Genomic DNA, 13,219 nt, shown 5'->3' on the forward strand with positions numbered 1-13,219 from the left:
TGAGGAGTGAAAGATGGACACTACAAAAAATAAAAACTGGACCTTGGAAAGCAGCCCGGCAAAACTGGAAGAAATACTCCCCGGGGGCGCTGTTAAGTGTCATCTTTCCCCGCGCAACTGTGTTATCCAGGAAGGCAAGTTAGGTTTTTGCAAAGTGCGCGGAAACCGTGGAGGCAGGCTCGTTACATTGAACTACGGTAAAGGCGTTCACAGCACCGAAGAGACAATCGAAACCGAAGCCGTTTTCCACTTTGCCCCAGGGGAGCGGATCTTGTCCCTGGGTAATATCGGCTGCATGCTCAACTGCGGTTACTGTCATAACTGGAAGACATCGCAGGCCAAGTACGTCACCGACAAGGACGTTTACTACTACACCCCCGAGCAGGTGGTGGAAACCGCACTCAAGCACGGCATACGCGTCATTTCCTGGACGTATAACGACCCCGTTGTCTGGCACGAATTCATCCTCGACACAGCAAAGCTGGCCAAGGAAGCGGGCCTGATCAACCTCTATAAATCGGCATTCTTCATCAGTGAAGAGGCCATCGATGAGTTATTGCCGGTCATCGATATTTTCTCGATTTCGCTGAAATCCATCTCCCCGGAATACTACCGCAAGGTCACCACCGGCTGGGTAGAGCCCGTCCTGGCGGGTATCAAGAAAGTCTATGACGCCGGCAAATATGTCGAGGTCAGCACCTTGATGGTGACCGACATCAGCGACGACGAGGAAACGGCCAGGAAAATCAGCCAGTGGGTCCTGGATGAACTGGGCCCGAACGTACCGCTGCACTTCGTCAGGTTTCACCCCGATTACAAGATGAGCAACAGCATCCGTACGCCTGTGGACAGGCTCCTGAAGGCTCGGGACGTTGCTCGGAGCATGGGCGTTGAGCATGTCTACCTGGGTAACGTGAATGACGTCGAAGGGACCAATACCAGTTGCAACCACTGTAACGCCCTGCTCGTCACCCGTTATGGCTTGAACGCTGAAATCATCGGACTGGACAGCAAAGGATGCTGCTCTCAGTGCGGGCATGATGCGCATTTCAAATTGCTGGGTGAACACCAGGCGAACGCCCCTGTGGAGTTGCGCGAAGACGCGTTGAGCGCCTACGAGAAGCGAAAGTTCGAATGGCACGGAGACATTGTCTCGCTGCACGCCCAAGTGCTGAATACCGAAGACTTCGAACAGACCGTCTACCTGCGACGCAATTATACGGACGGCCACAACAGCGATTGGAAATCACTGACCTTGCGCCCCCATGAAAGCTATCGATTCATCATTGCCAAGGCTCGCATTGATGAAACAGGCCCGGAGGTCTGGCTCCCCAACGGCGTGAACTCGAACCTTCACGAAGTCTTCGACAGGGCCCACTTCCCGACAGAGTCGATTGAAGAGATTGGTATTTCGCAAAATGACATCACTCCGACCGTGGGTTACGAGGGCAAGCAAAACATGTATGAACAGGTCATCAAACTGGTCAGCCAAGCATGAAAGTGTCTACTGAAATACTTCATATCAAGGTGGATGACCGGGACGCCCACCCTTCGGTAACGCCTATTTATCAGTGCAGCGCTTTCAACGCCGACTCGGCCTTCTTCTACTCAAGGAAAGCCAACCCCAACGTGACGGAATTGGAACAGGTCGTCGCGTCCCTGGAGGGCAGTGAATATGCCCTGGCCTACAGCACCGGGATGAGCGCGATCTATATGGTGTTGGAACTGTTGAAACCGGGTGCTTCGCTGGTCATCAACAAATACATCTATGGTTGCTCCTATAAATTGTTCCAGCGCTATGCGGCACGTATCGGCGCACACCTGACGATTCTGGATCTCACCACGGCAGAGGGGCTGAAGGCCTTGCCGGCGAACGTCGACATGGTCATTTTCGAAACACCGACCAATCCCTTCCTGAAAGACATTGATATTCATGCGGTCAGCAGGGCCGTCAAGCAATACAACCCGCAGGCGCTGGTGGTCGTTGACAATACCTGGGCCACGCCGATATTTCAGAAGCCGTTGAATTTTGGCGCCGACATCTCCCTGTACAGCGCCACCAAATACTTCTCTGGACACAGTGATGTCATGGGCGGCCTGGTGCTGGTCAACAATGAGACGATTTACAACCGTCTCATTGAGGGCCGCTTTTATTCAGGCACGATACTCACCCCCAATAGCGCCTGGTTACTGCGCAGAAGCCTGCAGACGTTCAACCTGCGCATGGAAAAACACAGCCAGACGACAGCAAGCATGCTCCACTATCTGCGCGAGTTGCCGTTTATCGAGCATGTCTATTACCCACGCATCGATGGCCAGCAATTGACCGGCTATGGCGGCATTGTGTTTGTTGATATTCGGCCCGATCTGGTGCCCTTTTACAAAACGTTCACCAGCGCGCTCAAATGGTTTGGCACAGGCACCGGTATGGCCTGCGTGACCTCGATGGTCGCCCAGCCCTTCAGTGGCAGCCACGCCTCGATGACGGATCAGGAAAAAGCGGACATGGGTATTGAGAAAGGCCTGGTTCGATTGTGCTTTGGCCTGGAGGATCTTGAAGACCTCAAGGAGGACCTGCTCCAGGCATTCGAAACCATGGAAAGCAAGGTCGATCAGAAAAGCTCACTCGATCCTGCCTAGCGTGTCATCACAAGCAACGAGCCTTCAGTGGCTCGTTGCTTTTTTTATGGAGAAGCGAAAAGTGTCCAGCGCATTCGAAAACACGATATTCGAAGACCCCCTCCTGAACGTCATCCACCTTCTGAACTCCATCGCCCAGGAAAACCCGGAGGCCATTTCGCTGGCCTCCGGTCGACCCGATGACCAGCAGTGCGACCCTTCGCTCATCGACAGGGGCCTGGCCCAATACAAACGTCACGTTGCCGGCACTGGGCACTCACTGGCGACGCTGCTTTGCCAATATGGAAAAACCTCGGGAATCATCAATGAAATGATTGCCACTTATTTGCAGACGGATGAAGGGATAACCGTCTCCAACCCTGAAAGCATCGTGGTGTGCCTGGGATTTCAGGAAGCCTGTACCTTGACGCTCCTGTCCATTTTTGAAGGCGGTGGGATTTTACTAGTGCCTGACCCGGTGTTTTCCGGGATCACGGGCATCGCAAAACTGCTGGGCATAAAAATAGCCCCCGTCCCCATGGCGACTTTTCTCGACCCGATCGCCCTTCGCAGAATCATTGAAGAACTTGAATCCAGAGGGGAAAAAATCAAAGCACTGTATGCCGTTCCGGACTTTAGCAATCCGACCGCCGACAGCCTCTCCTATCACGCCAGGACAGCCATGCTTTCCTTGGCCAGTGAAAAGAATTTTTTCGTCCTTGAAGACACGGCCTACCGTTACTTCAGGTACGAAGGCGATGCCATTGCGTCCATGAAGTCTATCGACAGCAATCGAGTGTTCTTGCTGGGCTCCTTTGCCAAATCGATTTTTCCGGGCTTGCGCATGGGTTATGTGGTCGCGCCGGAGGGCGCCGGCGTCACGTCATTCAGTGCCCGATTGTGCAAGGCCAAAAGCCTGATCACCGTGAACACCCCTGCCCTGTGCCAAGCGGTCGTCGCCGGCTTGCTGATCGAGAACAACTACTCACTGACAGGACTGAACCAACCCAGGGTGTTGTCCTATACGAAGAAAAGAAACCACATGCTCGAATGCCTCGAGCGTGAGTTCCCACTCAAGGTCGGCGCCCAAAGAACGGTCAGCTGGAATCAGCCGGCAGGCGGCTTCTTCATCAATCTGCGGCTGCCTTTCGCCTTTGGATACTCTGAAATGCGCGAATGCGCCCAGCAATTCAAGGTGATCGTGTTCCCCACCACTTTATTTTCGCTGACGAATGAGGCGGCTAATCAGGTCCGGCTTTCATTCAGCAATGCCACCGCCCCAGACGTCACCCAAGCAATAAGCCGCTTCAGGGCGTATGTTGAGTCCAGACTGCAGTAAGACCTCTTTTATCAGGTTGCCGTAGCCAGCATGACGCCAGTGGCGACCTGGTAGGCCCCCAGAATGGTGATGGTCGCCCCCGAAAAGTAGTTGATCAGCCTTAGCTTCGATTCGGCAATCCGCGCCTTGAAAATGGAGGAGAACCCGCTCAAGCCCAACCACCAGGCAGCCGAGCCCAGGAATATACCGGTCACCATCGGCAGCAAGGCGTGCTGGCCGCCTTGGTCGCTGGCCATGCCATCACTCAACGCGGCAAATATCGCGATGAACGACAAAATGGTCATGGGGTTCGACAGGGTCAGGAACAGCGTGGTCGAGTAGGCTTTGAACATGTTAGCACGCTCACCCGCCATGGCGGTCGCGCCACCTTTCGATCGTATTGTCTGATAACCAATGTAGGCGAGGAATAGTCCGCCAAAAATACACAACCAAGGTTTGAAGCTGATCAGCGTCGCGATGATGGCCGTGACCCCCAGGGCGCCGATGAATCCGTAGATCGAATCGGCAGTGGCGGCCCCCAATCCCGTTGCGAAACCGGCTCTCCAGCCAAGCATGAGGCTTCTCTGTATGCACAACAGCCCAATGGGCCCCACTGGGGCTGCAATGCACAGCCCAATGACCATCGATTTAACAAAAATCAGCATAAGTGCACCTCCAGGACGGGTACTGGAAGGTTAGGAGAAGGGCTTTTTTTTAGGAATGAACTATTAATCTTCCTGAGCGTTTTTCCTTAAGTTTTGAATGAAGTACTTTCGCTCCACCTTCATTATTAAGGTAAAGGGCGGTAAACCCCCTCAGACAACGAAAATCGTCGGTTAAAGACCTATGCGCGCAGCGAGGCCTTTTCACGCGCATAAAAAAACGCCGCTCGTATGAGCGGCGTTTTTTTGAATTTGGAGCGGGAAACGAGACTCGAACTCGCGACCCCGACCTTGGCAAGGTCGTGCTCTACCAACTGAGCTATTCCCGCAAATGGCGTCCCCTAGGGGACTCGAACCCCTGTTACCGCCGTGAAAGGGCGGTGTCCTAGGCCACTAGACGAAGGGGACACGCTAACTGAAACACATGGTGTGTATTTCAGTGCCCAAATCCGCATCCGAAGATGTCGGCTCTGGCTTCACTCAGTACTGCCCGAAAGCAACACTGTTTAAAATTGGAGCGGGAAACGAGACTCGAACTCGCGACCCCGACCTTGGCAAGGTCGTGCTCTACCAACTGAGCTATTCCCGCATTGGCGTCCCCTAGGGGACTCGAACCCCTGTTACCGCCGTGAAAGGGCGGTGTCCTAGGCCACTAGACGAAGGGGACACACGTACAACATTCACTACTTAGAGCGTTTGGCTGAGTGCTTTACGCTGTAAGTGGCGCGCATTCTATGGATGGATTGAAGGGTCGTCAACCCCCAGATATAAATTTATTTAAATCAATGACTTCGCCCGGTTTGAGGGGCGATCGGCACATTTTGCTCGTCTGGTCTCTGACGCCTATATTCTGTCGCCCGCCGAGGCGCTATAGTCGCGCCCGACAAATGATGGCAATGTGCTCCTACCCGATCATGTGTCCTATAAAACAGCACGACGCCCGTCTAATCACGTCGCTCGGGCCTATGCGCTTAAAAGCCAAGCCACTACACTCATGACATGCGTACCCTAATAAAGAGGTCTTACCGGTGACACCACTCATGATCACCCTGCTCGTCGTAGCTGGGATCGCCCTGTTGATCGCCATTGGCTACATGAACCACGTGGTGGAAAACAACAAGCTGGAAAAGGCCCGCACCAAGGTAGAACTCAACGACCGCATGCGTCGCTGTGGCGAGCTCACCGAAACCTTCCCCGGGCAGTTGATGACCCCTGCCCTGAAGTTGTTGATGACGCGCCTCGAGATGAATGTCTGCCAGCGCCTGCTGAACCTGGAAAAAACCAATTCCGCGGTCAAGGCACGCCTGGATGAACTGAGCGCACTGGCTGCCCAGGGTGAATCGATCCCGGTGAGCAATCCACCGGCACCGATCCAGACCGAAGCCAAGGCCAAGGACGTTCGCTTCCTGCTCGAAGCCTTGCATGGCCAGATCACCCGTGCCGCCCAGGACGGTTTCCTGCCGCCCAACGAAGCCAAGCGCTGGATCCGTGAAGTGCGGCACATCCTGGTGCTGCTGCACATCGAGTTCTTCAACAACCTCGGCCAGCAGGCTTTGCAGCAAGAACAACCCGGGCAGGCTCGCCTGGCCTTCGAGCGCGGCGTGCAGTACCTGCGCAAGCAACAGGAACCACAGGTCTACGCCGAACAACTGGCCTATCTGGAGAAACTCCTGGCCCGCGCCAATGCTCAGGTCCTGGCCAGCACCCAGCCGGTCGAGGGCGAGGTCAACCAGTTGACCGAAGGCTTGAAGGACGACGAAATAAACGACGAGTGGAAGAAGAAGAAGGTCTACGACTGAGGCAACGCAGCCTCATCGTGGCGAGCGTACGAGCTTGTAGGAGCTGTCGAGTGCAACAAGGCTGCGATCTTTTGATCTTTCGCTTGAGACTCAAGCGTTAGGGCAAAGATCGCAGCCTCGTTGCACTCGACAGCTCCTACAGCTCACAAGCTCATACAAGCCCCATAGGGCGCGGCACCCAACGGATGCCCCCTGCGTCACAACTTGAAATGCCCCACCATCCCTTTCAGCTCAATCCCCAACTGCGCCAACTCGATGCTGGAAGCGGCATTGCCGCGCATCGCCAGGGACGATTGATCAGCACTGGCGCGAATGCTGGTGACACTGCGGTTGATCTCTTCGGCCACCGAGCTCTGCTGCTCGGCTGCCGCGGCGATCTGTTGGTTCATCTGCTGGATCAACGACACCGCCGCCGCAATGCTGCCCAACGCGCTCTCGGTCTGCAGTGCGTCGCTGACCGCCATCTTCACCAACTCGCCACTGCTCTGGATCTGCTGCACGGAAGCCTGGGCCGCTGAACGCAAGGCGCTCACCAGTCGCTCGATTTCCTCGGTGGACTGTTGCGTGCGCCTGGCCAGGGCCCGCACCTCATCGGCCACAACCGCAAAGCCCCTGCCCTGCTCCCCGGCACGGGCCGCCTCGATAGCGGCATTGAGGGCCAACAGGTTGGTTTGCTCAGCCACGCTCTTGATCACACTCAGCACCGTGCCGATGTTCTGGATCTCGGCGCTGAGACTTTCGATGCTGGAACTGGCCGACGTGGCCGAATCGGCCAGTTGTTCGATGCGCACCATGCTCTGGCGCACCACCTGCTGGCCGCTTTCGACCTTGTCGTCGGCAGTCTGGGCCGCTTGTGCCGCTTCTTCGGCATTGCGCGCCACATCGTGCACGGTGGCCGTCATCTGGTTCATGGCCGTGGCGACCTGCTCGGTTTCCTCTTTCTGGCTGCTGACTTCCAGGTTGGTCTGCTCGGTCACAGCCGACAGCGATTGAGCCGAATTGGCCAACTGCTCGATCCCGGCCTGCAAACCGCTGACGATACTGCTCAGCCCTGCGCCCATCTGTTGCATCGCCTGCATCAACTGGCCAATCTCGTCCCGGCGCGTCACTTCCACCGTGGCGCTCAAGTCACCCGCCGCGATCCGCTGGGCAACGCGAATGACACTGCGCAGCGGGGTCACGATCAGCCGGGTGATGACCCACGCGGCGATCAATCCCACCAGCAACGCCAAGGCCGACGAACCGATGATCAGCAGCGAGTTCTTCTTCAGTTCGGTCTGCATGGCATGGTCTTCGGCACTGAAGGCCTGGTCGACCCGCGCCACCACTTGGTCGGCACGCTCGTGAAGTTGCTGGTAGACGATTTTCTCCTTCGCCAACAAGCCGGTGTATTCGGCCAGTTGCTCGTTGAACCCGACGATGTGCCCGGCCACTTCATTAAGCACGGTCTGGTAACCCGGGTCCTTGACCGTGGTCTTGAGCGCTTCGGCCTGTTTCATGGCTTGCTCGGCCTGTTCGATGCTGCCTTCTCCGGCGCCTTCGACATTGCCTTTGCGGCTCTGGTCCAAACGAACCCGCGCTTCATTCATGGCCTGCAACATCAACCGCGACACTTCGCTGATCTGGTTGGCCTGCTCGATGAACTCGGCCCCTTCCTTGCCTTCGGAATCCTTCAAGGTATAGGTACCGTCATCCGCCAGCCCGGCCTGCAATACATCGAGGTTGTTGGCCACGCTGGACACCGACCAACTGGCCATTTCCAGCGCTAGGTCCTTGCTCTGGCTCAACCCGACAAACTCGTCGAATGCCTTGCGATAGGCCCCCAGCGCCTGCTCAACGTCGTTCATCACCGGCACGTTGGCAGGCGACTGCGCCTTGAGTTCGTTCGCCAGGGCCAGCAGCCCGTCGACACCCTGGCGCAGGGCATCGGCCGTCTTGGGGTCGGAACGCGAGGCGTATTCCTGCTCCAGTAGCCGGACCTTGAGCAACCCGCTGTTGAGGGACGACATCTGCTTCAGGCCATCGAAGCGATAGCTGATGGTCTGTAGCGACCAGACGCCGATGGCCGCGACCACAGCGGTCAACAGCAGCACCAGGACAAATCCGATACCCAGTTTTTTTGCCATACCCAGGTTGGCAAAACGTCCTTGCACGGCCGAAATCATTGCGCTCAGTCCTCTGCCAGTGTGTGTTGATTGCAGATTCGCAACGAGACGCCCTGCAACACAAGATGCTGGCGTCGGAATAATGGCAAAAAGCTACAGCCGCGTCGTTTTCAGGACACTTGAGGTCGATCCAGAGCCGCGGCCCGGAAAAAACCCAGTGCCCGGGGATCACGGGCATAGGCCACGTTGATCCGCAGCCAGTCGCTGTCGGTGCCCGAAGGGCTGAAGGCCGTGGGCGAAGACAACAACACGCCGAACCGCTTGGCCAGGCGCTGCAATCCAGCGTAGTCACTGATTGGCGGTCTTGCCCAAATGAAAAGCCCGCCGGCCGGTTTGCCAAAGACCTCCCAGTCGGCATCTTCCAACACCTGCAACAACGCCGCCGTATCGACGCCCAAACGCTGGCGCTGGCGCTGGACCAGTTTGCGATAGGCCCCATTGGCCAGGAGATTGGCCAGCACCGCCTCGCAGAACCGCGACCCACCCATGCTGGTGATGCCTTTGACCTCGCTCAGGCGCGCGATGATGGACGGTCCGGCCACCACGAAACCAACACGCAACGAACTGCTCAGGGTCTTCGAGAAACTGCCCACGTAGACCACGTCGGCATCCAGCGCTGCCAACCGGGTCCGCGCCGAGTTCTGGAAGTCGCCATAGGCATCGTCTTCGATCACCAGCACGGCGTGTTGCTTCGTCAGTTGCAACAACCGCTGGGCCACGGCGGGAGCCAGGTTGCTACCGGTCGGGTTGTGACAGGCACTATTGACGAACAGCGCACTGGGCCGGTGTGTCGCCAACAAGTCTTGCAACACATCGACGTCCGGGCCGCGCGGGGTCCTGGGCAGTTCGATCATGTCGATCTTGTGCAACCTGAGCAAGTCGAACAGGCTTGAATAGCCAGGGCTCTCCACCACCACGCAGGCGCCTGGCTGCAACAGTGTCCGCACGATCAGGTCCAGCCCATGGGTCGCCCCGGTGGTGGTCAGGATCAGGTCTTTATCGGCCTCGATATTGAATTGTCTCAGGCGCCTGGACAGCTGCTCACGCAGGGCGGGCAGTCCCAGCGACGTGCTGTAGTTGAACAACCCCGCCATATCGGTGCGGGTGACCTGCCGGATCGCATAACCCAGGTCATCGCTTTCACGCCAGCTCTCGGGCAACCCGCCACACCCCAGCCTCAACGCCCAGGGCGGGGAATCACCACCCTCGGTGGGCATATCCTGTCGCCGCTCCGGGTCGATGCACCCATGCCCGGATGCGGGGGATGGCGCGACAAAAAAGCTGGAGCCATGCCGGGACGCCAGCAGGCCTTGGGCAACCAGGCGTTCACACGCTTCATTGACGCTGGACTGGCTGAGCAGGTTCTGCCGTGCCAGTTGGCGCACGGACGGCAGGCGAGTCCCCGGTTGCACCGCATCCTGTCGGATCCAGCCGGTCAGCGCGTCGACGATTTGCTGCACGACAGGCACCAAGGCCTGCCGGTCGATTCTCAACTCCATGAGTAACCAAACTCCTAAGCGTTTGTTTTATTTCCGGAAACAGTTAAGCACAGGCCACCCGCGAACGATGTACGACAACGTCGCCAAAACCGCCGATTCTCACCCTTTGAAACACATTGATAGGCCGCTCCGAGGATGTTTCCCTCGCCCAAAGAAAAAGCCCGCAACCAGTGCGGGCTTCTTCCTACAAGCTCAGGGAAACGTCCTCAGAACGCCGTGACGCCGCCGTCCACCGCCAGGGAGTGGCCGGTGGTGAACGCCGCGCCATCGCTGCACAAATAGAGCACGGCGCTGGCAATTTCCTCGACCTTGCCGATACGCCCCACCGGGTGCATGGCATTGGCGAACTCGCCCTTTTTCGGATCCGCCTCATAGGCACGACGGAACATGTCGGTGTCGATCACCGCCGGACAGACCGCATTCACGCGGATCTTCTTCTTGGCGTATTCGATGGCGGCCGATTTGGTCAGGCCGATCACAGCGTGCTTGGAGGCAGCATAGATGCTCATCTTCGGTGCAGCGCCCAGGCCCGCCACCGAGGCCGTGTTGACGATGGCACCGCCGCCCTGGGCCAGCAACAAGGGCAACTGGTACTTCATGCACAACCAGACACCCTTCACATTGACACCCATGATCGCGTCGAACTCGTCGAGGGTACCGTCGGCCAACTTGCCCTTCTCGATCTCGATCCCGGCGTTGTTGAAGGCGTAGTCAAGGCGTCCATAGGTCTTGATCGCCTCGTCCATCAGCTGCTGCACATCGCTTTCCAGCGTCACGTTGCAGCGCACGAATACCGCTTCGCCCCCCGCATCGCGAATCGACTGCACCGTACGCTCGCCGCCCGCTACGTCCAGATCGGCCACCACCACTTTCAGGCCCTCTGCCGCGAACGCCTGGGCCGTGGCGCGGCCAATGCCGGCGGCGCCGCCGGTTACCACGGCGACCTGTCCGGAAAACGTCATGCTCATTGTCTGTTCCTCGAAAAATGCGGGGTCGCGCCAGTGTAGCCACAGCCAGGCGTGGCACGGCAGCACTATCCAGATGCCGGTTGGGCATTCATGGGCGCCAGTGATAAGGGGCCCTGAGGGACTATCACTGGGTTGGATCGAAGTGCATTCGCTGAGATGGCGAACCTTGCGACAAACCCCTCGAAGGTCTATCAACAAGTCTTCATTCATCTTGAGTGCCAACCATGACTGCCCAGACCAATCGCCAGTTCCTGCTCGCCAAACGCCCGGTAGGCGCCGCGACCCGCGAGACTTTCACCTATCAGCAAGTACCGGTGGGCGAGCCGGCAGCCGGCCAGATCCTGGTGAAGAACGAATACCTGTCCCTGGACCCGGCCATGCGCGGCTGGATGAACGAGGGCAAGTCCTACATTCCACCGGTGGGCATCGGTGAAGTGATGCGGGCGCTGGGTGTCGGCCAAGTGATTGCTTCGAACAACCCGGGGTTCGCGGTCGGGGACTACGTCAACGGTGCACTGGGTGTGCAGGATTATTTCCTCGGCGAGCCAAGGGGTTTCTACAAAGTCGATCCGAAACTGGCACCGCTGCCACGTTATTTATCCGCCCTGGGCATGACCGGCATGACCGCTTATTTCGCCCTGTTGGACGTCGGTGCGCCCAAGGCCGGCGAGACCGTGGTGCTGTCGGGTGCCGCCGGTGCGGTGGGGAGCATCGCCGGGCAGATTGCCAAGATCAAAGGCTGTCGTGTGGTGGGCATCGCTGGCGGTGCCGACAAATGCAAATTCCTGGTCGATGAATTGGGTTTCGACAGCACCATCGACTACAAGAACGAAGACGTCCACGCCGGCCTCAAGCGCGAATGCCCCAAAGGCGTGGATGTGTATTTCGACAACGTCGGGGGCGACATCCTGGATGCCGTGCTCAGCCGCCTGAACCTCAAGGCCCGCGTGGTGATTTGCGGTGCCATTAGCCAGTACAACAACAAGGAAGCGGTGAAGGGCCCCGCCAACTACCTGTCACTGCTGGTCAACCGGGCTCGCATGGAAGGTTTCGTGGTCATGGACTACGCCTCCCAGTTCGCCGCCGCCGGGCAGGAAATGGCCGGCTGGATGGCCAAGGGGCAGCTCAAGAGCAAGGAAGACATTGTGGAAGGGCTGGAAACCTTCCCCGAGACGCTGAGCAAATTGTTCAGCGGGGAGAACTTCGGGAAACTTGTACTCAAGGTCTGACAAAACAACTGTGGGAGCGAGCTCGCTCGCGATGAGGCCCTGTCAGGTCAACATTGCTATTGACTGACATACCGCTATCGCGAGCAAGCTCGCTCCCACAAGGGATATCAGTTTGCTCAGGCCAGTTCAGCCACAACCGCCGCCAGCGCCTCGGCCGGATCGGCGGCCTGGCTGATCGGGCGACCGATCACCAGGTAGTCGGAACCGGCGTCCAGTGCCTGACGCGGGGTCAGGATGCGACGCTGGTCGTCCTGGGCGCTGCCCGCCGGACGAATCCCCGGGGTCACCAGTTGCAACGACGGGTGGGCCGCTTTCAGGGCGCCAGCTTCCAAGGCCGAACAGACCAGACCGTCCAGGCCGGCCTTCTGCGCCAGCGCCGCCAACCGCAGCACCTGCTCCTGAGGCTCGATGTCCAGGCCGATCCCGGCCAGGTCCTCGCGCTCCATGCTGGTCAGCACGGTCACGCCGATCAGCAACGGTTTCGGGCCGCTGCGCTGATCCAGCACTTCACGGCAGGCCGCCATCATGCGCAGGCCACCGGAACAATGCACGTTGACCATCCATACGCCCATCTCCGCAGCCGCCTTGACCGCCATGGCAGTGGTGTTGGGAATGTCGTGGAACTTCAGGTCCAGGAACACTTCGAAACCCTTGTCACGCAGGGTCCCGACAATTTCCGAAGCGCAACTGGTGAACAGTTCCTTGCCGACTTTGACCCGGCAAAGCGTTGGGTCCAACTGGTCGGCCAGCTTCAGGGCGGCGTCACGGGTGGGGAAATCCAGGGCGACGATTATGGGCGTCTGGCAGGCGGACATGAGCGGGCTCTCAGGCAAGTCGAAATCGGCGCGCATTGTAGCGGAACGAGCGCCCGTGCGGGACCCGATGATCGGTAAATCTCATCGCCCTCCAGCAGCATGGACGATAGCGGCCTTTGTGTCGAAGCCGATACATTCATGACAT

Annotated in this window: 10 protein-coding genes, 4 tRNA genes and 1 pseudogene; 5 read left to right on the forward strand and 10 right to left on the reverse strand. The window is 58.2% G+C overall.

All coding sequences use genetic code 11. The features are described 5' to 3' along the window. Nucleotides 1-13 precede the first annotated feature (13 nt). The 3 genes from amrS to BT125_RS09565 all read left to right on the forward strand — a co-directional run bounded on the left by amrS (nt 14) and on the right by BT125_RS09565 (nt 3,958). The gene (gene amrS, locus BT125_RS09555) at nt 14-1,498 is read left to right on the forward strand and encodes an AmmeMemoRadiSam system radical SAM enzyme (RefSeq protein WP_072406394.1); all 1,485 of its coding nucleotides are present in this window, start codon (nt 14-16) and stop codon (nt 1,496-1,498) included. Further along, nucleotides 1,495-2,640, forward strand: a complete 1,146-nt coding sequence (locus BT125_RS09560; protein ID WP_072406396.1) for a trans-sulfuration enzyme family protein — start codon at nt 1,495-1,497, stop codon at nt 2,638-2,640. Before amrS ends, BT125_RS09560 begins: the two co-directional genes overlap by 4 nt. A gap of 61 nt (nt 2,641-2,701) precedes the next feature. Beyond that, entirely contained in the window at nt 2,702-3,958 is a 1,257-nt protein-coding gene (locus BT125_RS09565; protein WP_072406603.1) for an aminotransferase-like domain-containing protein, read from the forward strand. 11 nt (nt 3,959-3,969) lie between these two features. On the opposite strand, the gene BT125_RS09570 is transcribed toward BT125_RS09565, so the two are convergent. The 5 genes from BT125_RS09570 to BT125_RS09590 form a co-directional block, all read right to left on the reverse strand. Next, complete coding sequence (locus tag BT125_RS09570) at nt 3,970-4,602, reverse strand: LysE family translocator (protein ID WP_072406398.1); 633 nt, start codon at nt 4,600-4,602, stop codon at nt 3,970-3,972. 250 nt (nt 4,603-4,852) lie between these two features. Next, nucleotides 4,853-4,928, reverse strand: a tRNA-Gly gene (locus tag BT125_RS09575). A gap of 3 nt (nt 4,929-4,931) precedes the next feature. After that, nucleotides 4,932-5,007: transfer RNA gene (locus tag BT125_RS09580), tRNA-Glu, on the reverse strand. A 105-nt stretch (nt 5,008-5,112) separates the two neighbouring features. Beyond that, nucleotides 5,113-5,188 (reverse strand) — tRNA-Gly (locus BT125_RS09585). Nucleotides 5,189-5,190: 2 nt separating this feature from the next. After that, nucleotides 5,191-5,266: transfer RNA gene (locus BT125_RS09590), tRNA-Glu, on the reverse strand. A 373-nt stretch (nt 5,267-5,639) separates the two neighbouring features. Here BT125_RS09590 and BT125_RS09595 point away from each other — a divergent pair. Beyond that, nucleotides 5,640-6,398, forward strand: coding sequence for a hypothetical protein (locus tag BT125_RS09595; RefSeq protein ID WP_072406400.1), 759 nt, complete (start codon nt 5,640-5,642; stop codon nt 6,396-6,398). 197 nt (nt 6,399-6,595) lie between these two features. Here the strand turns inward: BT125_RS09595 and BT125_RS29990 are convergent, their stop codons facing one another. From BT125_RS29990 to BT125_RS09610, 4 genes and pseudogenes are all read right to left on the reverse strand, one after another. Further along, the gene (locus tag BT125_RS29990; protein ID WP_370873828.1) at nt 6,596-7,477 is read right to left on the reverse strand and encodes a methyl-accepting chemotaxis protein; all 882 of its coding nucleotides are present in this window, start codon (nt 7,475-7,477) and stop codon (nt 6,596-6,598) included. After that, nucleotides 7,457-8,563 (reverse strand): annotated as a pseudogene (locus tag BT125_RS29995) (HAMP domain-containing protein); the annotation flags it as partial. The pseudogene BT125_RS29995 and the gene BT125_RS29990, both read right to left, overlap by 21 nt. A 110-nt stretch (nt 8,564-8,673) precedes the next feature. After that, nucleotides 8,674-10,062 (reverse strand): aminotransferase-like domain-containing protein, encoded by a 1,389-nt coding sequence (locus BT125_RS09605; protein WP_072406404.1) that lies wholly within the window; start codon nt 10,060-10,062, stop codon nt 8,674-8,676. A 206-nt stretch (nt 10,063-10,268) separates the two neighbouring features. Further along, nucleotides 10,269-11,030, reverse strand: coding sequence for an SDR family oxidoreductase (locus BT125_RS09610; RefSeq protein WP_072406406.1), 762 nt, complete (start codon nt 11,028-11,030; stop codon nt 10,269-10,271). Nucleotides 11,031-11,254: 224 nt separating this feature from the next. On the opposite strand from BT125_RS09610, the gene BT125_RS09615 reads away from it, so the two are divergent. Continuing rightward, nucleotides 11,255-12,259, forward strand: coding sequence for an NADP-dependent oxidoreductase (locus tag BT125_RS09615; RefSeq protein ID WP_072406408.1), 1,005 nt, complete (start codon nt 11,255-11,257; stop codon nt 12,257-12,259). Nucleotides 12,260-12,375: 116 nt separating this feature from the next. Here BT125_RS09615 and pyrF read toward each other — a convergent pair whose 3' ends face one another. After that, nucleotides 12,376-13,074, reverse strand: a complete 699-nt coding sequence (gene pyrF, locus BT125_RS09620) for an orotidine-5'-phosphate decarboxylase (RefSeq protein ID WP_170866819.1) — start codon at nt 13,072-13,074, stop codon at nt 12,376-12,378. Nucleotides 13,075-13,219 lie beyond the last annotated feature (145 nt).

The organism is Pseudomonas sp. NFACC04-2, assembly GCF_900119265.1.
In the GTDB taxonomy this organism is placed as follows: domain Bacteria; phylum Pseudomonadota; class Gammaproteobacteria; order Pseudomonadales; family Pseudomonadaceae; genus Aquipseudomonas; species Aquipseudomonas fluorescens_AA.

Excerpts from the sequence above, each read along its gene's own strand:
- amrS (WP_072406394.1), top strand. The coding sequence starts at position 14 with ATGGACACTACAAAAAATAAAAACTGGACCTTGGAAAGCAGCCCGGCA.
- BT125_RS09560 (WP_072406396.1), top strand. The coding sequence starts at position 1,495 with ATGAAAGTGTCTACTGAAATACTTCATATCAAGGTGGATGACCGGGAC.
- BT125_RS09595 (WP_072406400.1), top strand. The coding sequence starts at position 5,640 with ATGATCACCCTGCTCGTCGTAGCTGGGATCGCCCTGTTGATCGCCATT.
- BT125_RS09570 (WP_072406398.1), bottom strand. The coding sequence starts at position 4,602 with ATGCTGATTTTTGTTAAATCGATGGTCATTGGGCTGTGCATTGCAGCC.
- BT125_RS09615 (WP_072406408.1), top strand. The coding sequence starts at position 11,255 with ATGACTGCCCAGACCAATCGCCAGTTCCTGCTCGCCAAACGCCCGGTA.
- BT125_RS09610 (WP_072406406.1), bottom strand. The coding sequence starts at position 11,030 with ATGAGCATGACGTTTTCCGGACAGGTCGCCGTGGTAACCGGCGGCGCC.
- BT125_RS29990 (WP_370873828.1), bottom strand. The coding sequence starts at position 7,477 with ATGCAGGCGATGCAACAGATGGGCGCAGGGCTGAGCAGTATCGTCAGC.
- pyrF (WP_170866819.1), bottom strand. The coding sequence starts at position 13,074 with ATGTCCGCCTGCCAGACGCCCATAATCGTCGCCCTGGATTTCCCCACC.
- BT125_RS09605 (WP_072406404.1), bottom strand. The coding sequence starts at position 10,062 with ATGGAGTTGAGAATCGACCGGCAGGCCTTGGTGCCTGTCGTGCAGCAA.